Source organism: Pantoea sp. SOD02 (assembly GCF_024707505.1).
Taxonomy (GTDB): Bacteria; Pseudomonadota; Gammaproteobacteria; order Enterobacterales; family Enterobacteriaceae; genus Pantoea; species Pantoea symbiotica.
In genome coordinates this window covers 2,565,532-2,577,264 of the sequence record NZ_CP102604.1, presented here as the reverse complement: position 1 = coordinate 2,577,264, position 11,733 = coordinate 2,565,532, and the positions used below count along the sequence as shown (strand labels likewise).

Annotated in this window: 13 protein-coding genes; 10 read left to right on the top strand and 3 right to left on the bottom strand. The window is 56.1% G+C overall.

Annotated elements, in window-relative coordinates; translation table 11 throughout:
- The first annotated feature begins 71 nt into the window (after positions 1 to 71).
- From NR302_RS12040 to NR302_RS12020, 5 genes are all read left to right on the top strand, one after another.
- Positions 72 to 536 (top strand): GyrI-like domain-containing protein, encoded by a 465-nt coding sequence (locus NR302_RS12040; RefSeq protein ID WP_258143557.1) that lies wholly within the window; start codon positions 72 to 74, stop codon positions 534 to 536.
- Positions 537 to 898: 362 nt separating this feature from the next.
- Complete coding sequence (locus tag NR302_RS12035) at positions 899 to 1,957, top strand: FUSC family protein (RefSeq protein WP_008110562.1); 1,059 nt, start codon at positions 899 to 901, stop codon at positions 1,955 to 1,957.
- Positions 1,958 to 2,118: 161 nt separating this feature from the next.
- Positions 2,119 to 2,439 (top strand): PTS system regulator TmaR, encoded by a 321-nt coding sequence (gene tmaR / locus NR302_RS12030; RefSeq protein WP_008110563.1) that lies wholly within the window; start codon positions 2,119 to 2,121, stop codon positions 2,437 to 2,439.
- A gap of 144 nt (positions 2,440 to 2,583) precedes the next feature.
- Entirely contained in the window at positions 2,584 to 2,772 is a 189-nt protein-coding gene (locus NR302_RS12025; RefSeq protein WP_258143556.1) for a type II toxin-antitoxin system HicA family toxin, read from the top strand.
- 17 nt (positions 2,773 to 2,789) lie between these two features.
- Positions 2,790 to 3,200, top strand: a complete 411-nt coding sequence (locus tag NR302_RS12020; protein WP_258143555.1) for a type II toxin-antitoxin system HicB family antitoxin — start codon at positions 2,790 to 2,792, stop codon at positions 3,198 to 3,200.
- 87 nt (positions 3,201 to 3,287) lie between these two features.
- Here NR302_RS12020 and NR302_RS12015 read toward each other — a convergent pair whose 3' ends face one another.
- From NR302_RS12015 to NR302_RS12005, 3 genes are all read right to left on the bottom strand, one after another.
- The gene (locus tag NR302_RS12015) at positions 3,288 to 4,115 is read right to left on the bottom strand and encodes a glycosyltransferase family 8 protein (RefSeq protein ID WP_061717669.1); all 828 of its coding nucleotides are present in this window, start codon (positions 4,113 to 4,115) and stop codon (positions 3,288 to 3,290) included.
- A gap of 18 nt (positions 4,116 to 4,133) precedes the next feature.
- Complete coding sequence (locus NR302_RS12010; protein ID WP_258143554.1) at positions 4,134 to 5,516, bottom strand: D-arabinono-1,4-lactone oxidase; 1,383 nt, start codon at positions 5,514 to 5,516, stop codon at positions 4,134 to 4,136.
- Between the two features lie 74 nt (positions 5,517 to 5,590).
- Positions 5,591 to 6,232, bottom strand: coding sequence for a TetR family transcriptional regulator (locus NR302_RS12005; protein WP_258143553.1), 642 nt, complete (start codon positions 6,230 to 6,232; stop codon positions 5,591 to 5,593).
- Between the two features lie 213 nt (positions 6,233 to 6,445).
- On the opposite strand from NR302_RS12005, the gene NR302_RS12000 reads away from it, so the two are divergent.
- The 5 genes from NR302_RS12000 to NR302_RS11980 all read left to right on the top strand — a co-directional run bounded on the left by NR302_RS12000 (position 6,446) and on the right by NR302_RS11980 (position 11,637).
- The gene (locus tag NR302_RS12000; RefSeq protein WP_179450225.1) at positions 6,446 to 7,273 is read left to right on the top strand and encodes a MetQ/NlpA family ABC transporter substrate-binding protein; all 828 of its coding nucleotides are present in this window, start codon (positions 6,446 to 6,448) and stop codon (positions 7,271 to 7,273) included.
- Positions 7,274 to 7,285: 12 nt separating this feature from the next.
- The gene (locus tag NR302_RS11995) at positions 7,286 to 8,416 is read left to right on the top strand and encodes a methionine ABC transporter ATP-binding protein (RefSeq protein ID WP_258143552.1); all 1,131 of its coding nucleotides are present in this window, start codon (positions 7,286 to 7,288) and stop codon (positions 8,414 to 8,416) included.
- Positions 8,397 to 9,053 (top strand): methionine ABC transporter permease, encoded by a 657-nt coding sequence (locus NR302_RS11990; protein ID WP_154190051.1) that lies wholly within the window; start codon positions 8,397 to 8,399, stop codon positions 9,051 to 9,053. Before NR302_RS11995 ends, NR302_RS11990 begins: the two co-directional genes overlap by 20 nt.
- An 80-nt stretch (positions 9,054 to 9,133) precedes the next feature.
- Positions 9,134 to 10,333, top strand: coding sequence for a M20 family metallopeptidase (locus NR302_RS11985; protein ID WP_258143551.1), 1,200 nt, complete (start codon positions 9,134 to 9,136; stop codon positions 10,331 to 10,333).
- Positions 10,334 to 10,344: 11 nt separating this feature from the next.
- A complete protein-coding gene (locus NR302_RS11980; RefSeq protein ID WP_258143550.1) occupies positions 10,345 to 11,637 on the top strand; it encodes an NtaA/DmoA family FMN-dependent monooxygenase in 1,293 nt (430 codons plus the stop codon).
- Positions 11,638 to 11,733 lie beyond the last annotated feature (96 nt).

The following is an 11,733-nucleotide window of genomic DNA, read 5'->3' as shown; positions in this document are numbered from 1 at the left end:
CGTCATCATCGTCGCCGTACTGCGGCGGTGATGGCACAATCGCTGTTTCTGCTGCTGACGAGAGGCAAGGTATGAAAGCATCGATTGTTGAACGTAATCCGCAAAGCTGGCTCGGTTACCATCTGCAAGGTCCGTGGCAGGAAACCGTGCCGCGCGGCTTTAATCAGCTGAAAAGCTGGGTGAGCGAGCACAAGGTTGAAGGCGAATGGCTGGCGATCTATTACGGCAATCCGCAGGAGCTGCCGCCTGAAGAGCTGCGCGTGGAAACGGTGATTACCGCGCCAGAAGAGATGATTCCGGCGGCGGGCGACGATATCGAAAAAGGCTTATTGCCGGGCGGCTGCTATTTTCATGCGCGTGTTGAAGTGCTTAATAACGATTTCTTCAGCGCGTGGCGCAGTTTGTTCGATAGCTTGAACGCGCAGGGCGGCTGGCAAGTCGACAATCGTCCGTGTTTTGAGCATTACCTTTCTGATGGATCCGACAGCGGCGACTGGTTGGTGGATATGTATATTCCGGTACGTGCGGTTGAATAAATTACGCGGTCACCATAAATGCCGACCCTACAAAATTGCACCCGTTCGGTCACCATAAATGGCGACCCTACAAAACCGTACCCGTTCGGTCACCATAAATGGCGACCCTACAAAATCGCACCCGTTCGGTCACCATAAATGGCGACCCTACAAAACCATACACTTAGGGTCGCCATTCATGGCGACCTTCTTAATGGCCGCATAAAACTGAATGCGTTACATCAATGTTTCCATTGAGAAAATCAGATGTAACGCCCATGTTGAATTTCAGCAAAACACGAAAAATAGTTGCGCTCGACCCTGATGCCCTAGCCCTCGCCAGGGTAACATAGCGCGCAAATTTTTAGCGTTCCCGGACAACCATGTTACGCGCTGACAAGCCCATCTCGCAGATTGAGTTCTGGTTCTACCGCCACTATCGCGCCGTGCACGGCGTGCGCATCGCTATCGCTTTTGTGCTGTGCTTCCTGTTTGTACGGCTCACCGACATTCCCGAAGGCACCTGGCCGCTGATTACGCTGGTGGTAGTGATGGGGCCGATTTCCACCTGGGGCAACGTGCTGCCGCGTGTGGTGCAGCGCATTAGCGGCACCTTCGCCGGTCTGATATCCGGCCTAATCGCGCTCAAGCTTGAGCTGTTTTCGCTGCCGGTAATGCTGGTGTGGTGCGCCATTGTGATGGTGGTTTGCGGCTATCTGACGCTGGGCAAACATCCCTACATGGCGCTGTTGATCGGTATCACGCTCGGCGTAGTGGTTGGCGCACCGGCCGGGGATTTCACCATCGCCATGTGGCGAGGCGGCGACGTGATTCTCGGTTCATTGATGGCACTGCTGTTTAGCGCCATCTGGGCGCAACGCGCGTACACCCATTGGCGCATCCAGCTATCGGATGCATTTATCGCCATGGCCAAGCTGCATCACACCGGTTTCTCCGCCAATCTGCTGGAGAAACCGCGGCTGAATAAACCTTTCCAGAAGCTGCTGAGCGGCGTGATCAAAATGCGTGCGCTGCTGGAGCCGGCGAGCAAAGAGACGCGCATTCCGAAATCGGTGTTTGAGGCGATCCAAACCATCAATCGCAATATGGTGAATACCATGCAGATGCAGATTGATGCATGGTGGTCGTCGCGTGAAAGCCACTTGATTATGCTCAACGCGCCCACGCTGCGCCGCACCCAGCAGATGACCGAAGACACGTTGAATGCGCTGGCAACGCTGATGGTGAAAGGCGAAACCGAGCAGATCACCGCCAACAGCCACGCGCTGGAGGAGATCACTCAGGAACTGGAGCAGCTGATTGCCAATCGCAGCGGACGTTCCGAAACCACGGCGATTTACGGTTACGTCTGGCTGAGCCTCGAACAGGCGCGTCAGCTGGAGCGCATGACCGATTTAGTGCGGCTGGCGCTGCGTAAATAGTTTTCTCAGGCAATGACTTAATGTGAATCACCCTTTCTTTGCGCTAAGATAAGCGCCAGTCCGAATTTAGCGGTGAGAATTGCAACCCTGGCGGCCAAGCCGCTAAGCTAAACGTTATGACTATTCCGCCTGCCGACGCAGGCCTCAAGAAAGGTGCCAACATGGAAAATGCCAAGCAATCATTTCAGGACGTACTGGAGTTTGTGCGTATGTTCCGTCGTAAAAACAAACTGCAGCGCGAAATCGTGGATAACGAGAAGAAAGTCCGTGATAACCAGAAACGTGTGCTGCTGCTGGACAACCTGAGTGAATACATCAAACCAGGCATGAGCATCGAGGCGGTGCAGGAAATTATCGCCAGCATGCGTGTGGACTATGAAGACCGCGTTGATGAGTACATCATCAAAAACGCTGACCTCTCTAAAGAGCGTCGCGAGCTGTCTAAGAAGTTGAAAGCGATGGGCGAGCCAAAAGCGCAATAAAATTCCCATCCACTTTAAATCGTAGGGTCGTCATTAATGACGACCTTTTTATTTGGAATAATGATAACCCCAATAACTCTTCTTCTTGCGATTTAGAGTTATTGGGGTTATTTTTATGCTTTCAGGATGCAGTAAGGCAATAGCATGGATAGCAGATCATTAATGGCCGAGATTAAGGCCGATGGCTGGGAACTGATACGCGTGAACGGTAGCCACCACCATTTTGTCCATCCGGTTAAAAAAGGGCTGGTGACGATACCGCATCCAAAAAAGGATTTGCCTGTCAAAACGGTGAAAAGTATCAGGAAACAAGCCGGACTGACTGTCCATTAATTCGAAAGAGGTGACGTATGTTTTATCCCATCGCGATTGAGGCTGGCGACCAAAGCACGGCATTTGGCGTCACAGTGCCGGATTTGCCGGGCTGTTTTTCTGCTGGAGATACGCTGGAAGCGGCGGTTAAGAATGCTAAAGAAGCGATTATCGGCCACCTGGAATTATTGGTCGAGTTAGAGCAGGATATTCCGGCGGTTTCTGAACTGAAATCGCTGATGAAAGATCCGCAATATGCAGGTTATGTTTGGGTTCTCATCGATGTGGATGTCACTCGCATCCTGGGTGGATCGGAGAAAATCAACGTAACCTTGCCAAAATTGCTGATTGATCGCATCGACCGCTGCGTAGCAACGCATCCCGAATTCAAAACCCGTTCAGGCTTCCTGGCGCAGGTGGCGCTAGAGCGGATTGCAAAAACCAGCTAGCTTCGTAGGGTCGCCATTCATGGCGACCTGGCGCGCAGTAATGCGCAATTCATATGAAACAGCGCGATAATAATCGCGCTGTTTTTTTTATTCCGCCGCCAACTCCCACCACAGCTTGTCCAGCGCGTAATAACGGTCGCGTTCCGATTCAGGCTGATTCAAATCGCGTTTCCACGGTTTCGCCAGAATGAAGTGCAGGTTCTTCACCTCATCTTCGCGCCACATCTTACTGTGCTGGAACGGCAAGGTTTTCAGCGCGTTGTATTTATACGAAAGCGGTAACCAACGATCTTCGAACACTTCATTGAGTAAATCCTGCTCGGAGAACGGATAGCGACGCAAATCGGTAATGCCCGCCACTTTCTCCTGCAGCCACTCGAACACCGCCAGATCCGGCTTCAACACCAGGAAACCGCCGTTCAGATAGCGATCAAGCGTGGAGGGTGCCGGCTCGCCGCGATCCTGCCAGGTATAATGGCAATTCTCCGGCTGCCAGCTGGCGGGATAGCTGGCGATCTTGTTGGGATTGCAGCGACAGGCGTGACACGCTGCCAGTGCATGCTTGCCCAGATCGAGCGTAAACAGCTCATCCATATTGCGCAGCACCAGCATATCGGCATCGAGAAACACCACGCGCTCGCAGTCAACCAGCTCCCACGCGCGCAGTTTGCTCCACACTTCACCGAACTGCGCCGAAGCATAATGCTGCTCCAGCTCGGCATTTGGCATCAGCGGATCCACCGGATGGATTACGCAGCCCAGCGCCTGCAAGGCTTCACGCGTCTCCAGATCGATGGCGTCAGTGACCATCACAATCAGCGGCCAGCGGGTTTCACTGCGCTTCAGCGAGCGGTGCAGCGCCTTCACGCCAATAAAATAGTCCGGCTGCGTTAACAGCGTTACCCATGCAAACATGGTTTCTCCCCCTCAAACTTAATCAAACAAAGCAGTGACATAGTCATTGCTAAAACGGCGTTGTGGATCGAGCTGGTTGCGCACCGCGCGGAAAGCGTCCCACTGCGGATAGATATCGCGCCACTGATATCGCTGCGGATCGTAATATTTGCCCCAGTGCGGACGTCCGCCTTCGGCCGCCAGCAGCTTCTCGACTTCGGTGAGAAAATGCAGGCCATCCTGCGATAGCGAACCGTCATCGGCGTAATAGACCACGAAGCCGAAGAAGCAAGTGGCGTGCTGATACGCCGGACTGAGCCAGGCTTCAGACGCGCCGGTGCAACGCAGAATAATCGGATAGTGCATATGCGGATGATTCTCGGCATACCACGCTTTGATCTTGCTGATAATCTGCGGCGTTTTCTCCAGCGGCACGCCGATCTCAACGTTGATCTGCGGCACGGCAATACCGCGACAAAACAGCTGATAGATATCGCCGCTGATGTCGGTGAAATCGCGGAAGCGCGTTACGGTGCGGAACTGCTTGCCGCCTTTGCCGTGAATCTGCGTATCGCGATGCATCTGCGCCAGCGTCTGATCGATGGTGTCATTCAGGCTGCTGTCGGTGTCATCGCCATGCTCAATCACCTCGCGCTGATTGGCGTGCCAGGCTTCAGCCTCTTCATCGCTGGCTTCATGCGCGTTCCACACGTGCATCAGGTTGTCATCGACAAACCACCAGGCTTTGCTCATCTCATACTGCTGATTCCACTCAACCAGATCCTTTTCCAGCGTATCGGCGGAGACGGCAAACTTGTGGCAGGTAAACAGGCGGAAAGGGCGGGTGCGCAGCGTCACGGCGGTAACAATGCCTAAAGTGCCGAGTGAAACCTGCGCGGCGGCGAAATCGGGCTCACCGCGCACAAATTCACGCACGCTGCCGTCGGCCAACACCATGCGGATGCGCAACGCTTCATCAGCGATTGAGCTTTGTGCTAAACCCTGGCCGTGCGTGCCAGTGGCCATCGCGCCCGCCAGCGTTTGCACTGCAATCACGCCCGGCGACGAGGCCAGCATGCGATCCATCTCGGTTAAGGTGCTGTAAACCTGTTCCAGCGGCGTGCCGGCGGCAAAGGTGACGCTGTCGGCGTCTTGCGCAATCACGCCGTTGAACGCGCTGAGGTCCAGCAGCAAATCCTGCTCATTCACGCCCAGCATGCGGCCCGGCGACAAGCGGCTGCCCAGCACGCGCACTTTGCCGCTGGCGCTGAGCAGCAATTGTTGTAACTCCGCTTCCGTTTGCGGCTGTTGTAACTGACTACGCTGACCAACCACCGTGTTTTGCGCCCAGTTCCACAGTGCGCTGTCCTGGTCAGTATTGTGCGTATGGCGTAAGGGATAAAGGTGGGGGTCTTTGTTCACTACGGCGTTCCTTAAATTGAGGTCTGTGACGGTCCCAGGATTTAAAGCGTAGACCATCACCGCGCAGCCGCAGCCTACGGGACTTTGCGCACATATCGCAGCGTGGCGGTGACGGCTAGTTGGCGGTTACGGCGGATGCTGTCTTCTTCGCTATCGTTTGGCGTGAACAGCGTGTGGAAAGTGTAACGATTGGAGACGTGGTGCACACAAATGCTGCTGAGCAAGCGGTGCACATCGACGGTATCCAGCCCATCAATAAACAGCCCTTGCTGTTGGCCGCGCGTCAGAATGTCATCCAGCAAATCGAGCGCACTCTTGTTGAGTGCTTTGATGCGTTCGGATTGCATGATGTAGCGCCCGCGCAGCAGGTTTTCGGTACACACCAGCCGCATAAAGTCCGGGTGGGAAACGTGGTAATCGAAGCTGGCCTCGACCAGTTTGGTCATTGCCAGTTCCGGCTCCATCTCGGCGAGATTAAGCCCCGTTTCGTGCTCACGAATCGCCTGATACACCTGTTCCAGCACCTCAATATACAGCTGCTCTTTATTGCTGAAGTGGTACACCACCATGCGTTTGGTGGTTTGCGCGTGTTCAGCAATCTGCTCCAGCCGCGCGCCCTGCATGCCGAACTCGGCGAACATTTTCAGCGCACCTGCAAGGATGCGTTTCTTCAGCCCTTCCGGGTCATTTTTTCGTTTAGTTGTGGTGTCCGACATAGCGCTCAGTAACAAGTCCATCAAAAGGGGGAAGGATAACACAGCCATTTTCTCGCTTGTGGCGATGCGAGCGGCGCGCGGCTTTATGCTTTTCAGGAATAGCTTTCCTGAATAAATCATAATGCGGGAATAAGCAACTGCGTATACTGCGGTCATCTGTCGTCACGACAGCTTATTTTGACTCGCGCAATTATAACGATCGGGAAACACTTTATGCACACACGTTTTGTCTCAGTAAAAAATAAATTCTTGTTAAGTGCTGGTGCTTTGCTGCTGGCTAGCGCGGCGCTGTCGCCGTTGTCCATCGCGCATGCAGCGGATAAAACCTCGGTAAAAGTCGGCATCATCAGCGGCGAAGATGAAGATGTCTGGCGCGAAGTGATCAAACAGGCGGCGGCAAAAGGCTTAACGGTGAAAACCGTGATCTTCAACGATTACAACCAGCCGAATGAAGCACTGCAAAACGGCGAAGTGGATGCCAACGCCTTCCAGCATCAGCCGTTCCTTAATAACCAAATCAAGGTAAATCACTACGACATCGTACGCGTCGGCGATACCGCCGTGTGGCCGATTGGTCTCTACTCGAAGAAAGTGAAAAGCGCCAAAGAACTGAAAGAGGGTGCGGTGATTGGCGTACCTAACGATCCTTCTAACGAAGCGCGCGGTCTGGTGCTGCTCGAGCAACAAGGTCTGATCAAACTGAAGCCGGGCGTCGGCATTGCGGCCACTACCGCCGATATCACTTCGAATCCGCATCATCTGAAAATCAAAGAGCTGGATTCCGGCATCATCGGCCGTTCCGTTCCGGATCTGGATGCCGCCGTGGTCAACACCGATTGGGCGCTGAAAAGTGGCCTGACCACAGAAGATCGCATTGCGCAGGAGCCGGTAAAAGATAACCCGTACAACAACTTTATTGCGGTGAAGAAAGAGAATGTCAGCGCGCCGTGGGTGAAAACGCTGGTGGCTTCTTATCAGAACGATGCCGTGAAGACCGTGTTTGACAAAGTCTACAAAGGCACGGGCGAAACGGCCTGGTAAGGAACGAAAAAGATGACGCTATTCTCAGCAGCCGAAACGCCCTTTACCGCCGTCAAACGCGGCGTGGCGGAAAGCACTCATGACGAGGCGCAGGTGAAGTTTCGCGACAGCGGCAGCGTGGTGCGCCTGCAAGGCGTGTCACGTCGTTTTGGACAAACCCAGGCGCTGCGCGACATCTCGTTGACGGTGCAGAAAGGCGAAATTCTTGGCCTGATTGGACGCAGCGGCGCGGGGAAATCCACGCTGATCCGCTGTCTCAACGGCCTGGAACAACCTGATGAAGGCGTCATTGAAATCGAAGGCCGCAACATTACCGGCCTGTCGGAAAAACAGCTGCAAACGGTGCGCAGTCGCGTTGGCATGGTGTTTCAGCACTTCAATCTGTTATCGGCCAAAACGGTGGCGCAGAACGTGGCGCTGCCGCTGAAAATCGCCGGCATGGATAAAGCGCAGCGCCAGCAGCGCGTGGCGGAACTGCTTGAATTGGTGGGACTGGCGGATAAAGCACAAAGCTATCCGGCGGCGTTATCCGGCGGCCAAAAACAGCGCGTCGGCATTGCCCGCGCGCTGGCGGCCAGTCCGGCGCTGCTGCTGTGTGACGAAGCCACCTCCGCGCTCGATCCGGAAACCACGCGCTCGATTCTGGCGCTGCTCAAATCCTTGAATCAAAAACTCGGTATCACCATTCTGCTGATCACCCATGAGATGGAAGTGATCAAATCTGTCGCCCATCGCGTGGCGGTGATTGATGCCGGTGAAATCATTGAACAAGGTCCGGTGTGGCAGGTGTTTGCGCATCCCAGGTCGCAATTGACGCGCACGCTGCTGCGCGGATTGCTGCCGCAGCTGCCGGAAAATATTGCCGCGCGTCTCAGCGATGAGAAGCAGGGCGACGCCATCTACAGCGTGCACTTTGCCGGTGACGATGCGCAGGGCGATTTGTTAACCCGTTTTGCCGGCGCGCTGCCGGGCAAATTCCGCCTGCTGCAGGGCGGCATCGATCACATCCAGCACTACGCGGTGGTGCGTTTCTTTATCGCGCTCCCGGCGGCGAACGCGGCCGACGAGCAACAGATTCTCAGCTGGCTGCACGCGCAGCAGGCTCCAGTGGAGTTGGTGGGTTATGTCGCCAGTCATGATTGATCTTTTACTTAATGCGTTAGGCGAAACGGTATTAATGACGCTGATTTCCGGCCTGTTTTCGCTGGTGGCGGGCTTGCCGCTCGGTCTGATTCTGGTGATGACCAGCCCCGGTGGCATCGCCGAACATCGCGGCGTTAATCGCGTGCTGGGCTTGATCATCAACAGCTTCCGCTCGCTGCCGTTCATTATTCTGCTGGTGGCGCTGATCCCCTTTACCCGTTTTCTGGTCGGCACCTCGCTCGGCACCTGGGCAGCGATTGTGCCGCTGTCGATTACCGCAACGCCGTACTTCGCGCGCGTGGCGGAAGTGTCGCTGCGCGATGTCGATCGCGGATTGATTGATGCGGTGCGCGCCATGGGGGCCAGCAAGCTGCGTATCGTCTGGGACGTGCTGATCCCCGAAGCGCTGCCCGGCATTCTGTCCGGTTTTGTCGTCACGCTGGTGGCGCTGATTGGCGCTTCCGCCATGGCCGGAGCGATCGGTGCCGGCGGTTTGGGCGATCTGGCGATTCGCTACGGTTATCAACGGTTCGAAACCTCAGTGATGATCGCGGTGATTGCGGTGCTGATTGTGCTGGTGTGCGGCATTCAGTGGGTCGGCGACCGGTTGGTGCAGCACATCGATAAACGTCATTGATTTGCCGTGGCCATGTGAACGGTGGTGGCCTTTGTAGGGTCGCCATTTATGGCGACCTAAACGCAACAAGGAAAATACTCATGTCGCTGAACGCCCTTCAACTCACGCTCGAAAACAGCCTCGAACAACACAGCGCCACTTACCTCAAGGTATCGCAGGCGATATTTCAAAACCCCGAAACCGGCAACAACGAATATTTCGCCAGCGAGCAGCTTACCAAGCTACTCACGGCACAGGGTTTTGCCGTCACGCGCAACGTCGCCGGGCATGAAACGGCGTTCTATGCGGTCAAGTCCAGCGACAAACCGGGCCCAACCATCGCTTTTCTCGCAGAATATGATGCGCTGATCGGCATCGGCCACGCCTGCGGTCACAACCTGATCGGCACCACCAGCGTGGCGGCAGCCATCACGCTGGCGCAGGTGCTGGATCAAACCGGTGGCCGCGTGGTGGTGTTAGGCACGCCAGCGGAAGAGGGCGGACTAGCCGGACCGGGCGGCCCGAAAGGCAACGTGAAAAAGCGCTTTGTCGAAGCCGGATACCTCAAGGATGTTGACGTGGCCTTGATGGTGCATCCAGCGGGCAAAACCCGGCTGACCGAATCGACGCTGGCCAATAATCATCTCTATTTCCACTTCTATGGCAAGCCGTCGCACGCCGCCAGCGCGCCATATGAAGGCATCAACGCGCTGGATGCGCTGGTGCTGCTCTACAACGGCATCAGCGTGCTGCGTCAGCAACTGCCGGATGGCGTGCGCGTGCACGGCATTATCACCAACGGCGGCCAGGCCCCGAACGTGATCCCGGAATACGCCTCGGCGCATTACTACATCCGCGCGGACAGCCGCGAAGTGGTGGAATCTCTTGAGCCGCGTCTGCGTGCCATTGCTGAAGGCGTGGCGCTGGCGACCGGCGCACGCGTCGAGATTGATCATCAAATTGGCCCACGCGATTTCAAACTGAACGCAGCGCTGGATGCCTTGCTGCTGGAGGAGTTCACGGCGGCAGGCGAAACCGTCGATCTGTCACCGCAGAAGAACAAAGTTTCCACCGATGCCGGCGACATCAGCCATGCGGTGCCGACGGCGCATCCGTGGCTGAAAATCGGCCCCGACGATCTGATTTTCCATACCGTGCCATTCCGTGAAGCGGCCAACTCTGAGCGCGGTTATCAGGCGCTGATTATTGGTGCGCGCGTGCTGGCGCGCACCGGCTTACGTCTGCTGACCGATGCGGACGCCTTAAACCATGTCAAAGCGGATTTCGCGCGACAACTATAAAGGAGAGTGATGTGTCGCAAACCTATCGCAGAAAACTCAAAACGCTGGTCGGCGCCAGCAGCGTGATTTCCGCCGCCAATGATAGCCAGCCGGGCGTGGGCATCACGCGCGCCATTGAACTGGCGAAAATTGCCGAGCGCGAAAAGATTACCGGGCTGTTTACCGCCGATTTGCTGCAGGCCGATCCGGCCGGATTAGCCGGCACCACCGGCACGCAAGATCCGCTGATTGCGCTGGCGGCATTGAGCCAGGTGACCTCGCACATCGGCTTGATCGCCACCGTCAGCACCAGCTGGCTGCATCCGTATAATCTGGCGCGTCAGGTCGGCACGCTCGATCATATCAGCGGCGGCCGCGCGGGCTGGAATGCGGTGACCTCATCGGTTGGCGAAGAGAACTTTGGTGAAAGCCAACTTCCGCCGCCGCAGGAGCGCTACGCGCGCGCCACCGAATTTATCGAAGTGATGAACGCGCTGTATGACGCCAACGAACGGGCGGCGGTGCAGCGTACGGCCAGCTGCGGCATTAAACTCGACCACACTAAACTGCATCCGATTAACTATCGCGGTGACTATTTCCAGGTGGCGGGTCCGCTCAACGTACCGCCGCCGCCACAGCGCCGTCCGGTGCAGTTTCAGGCGGGACAATCTGAGGCGGGCGTAACGCTCGGCGCACGTTATGCCGAAGTGATTTACACCTCGCAGCCCACGTTTGAGGCGGCGCAAACCTTCGTGGCTGATGTGCAGCAGCGGGCGCGACGTTTTGGCCGCGAACATAATCCGCCGCTGATCATGAACTCGTTCCACGCCATCATTGGCGACAGCGACGCCGATGTGGCGCGCCGTCTACGCGATAAGCATGAACGCATTAACTACGAGCAGGGCAGATTGCGCGTGGCCGATATGTTGGGTGGCGAGGTCGATCTGCGCGACTTACCGCTGGATCAACCGCTGCCCGCCGCGTTTATTCCCGAGCTGGTGCAGGTGCATCGTCGTCAGGGACGCGCCGCCATTTTCCGTGGTTATGCGCTGGAAGGATTAACTTTGCGTGAGCTGATCATCAAAGCCGAAGAGACTGGCCACTGGTTTGTTGCCGGAACGCCAGAAACCCTGGCCGATGCGATTGAACAGCGCTATCGCGCTGGCGTGCTGGATGTGATTTCACTGCATGGACTCGGCCAGCCCGATCAACAGGATTTGCTGCTCAATGGCCTGTTGCCAGAACTGCGTCGCCGCCAACTGATCGATACGGATTACGTCGGCAACGATTTCCGCAGCAGTTTGGAGCTGGCTCCGTTGGCGTAGTTGCAGGTGGTAACCAGGTCGCCATAAATGGCAACCCTACGAAATGCACCGGAACAATGTAGGGGCGCCATTTATGGCGACCTGGCAAAACCGCAA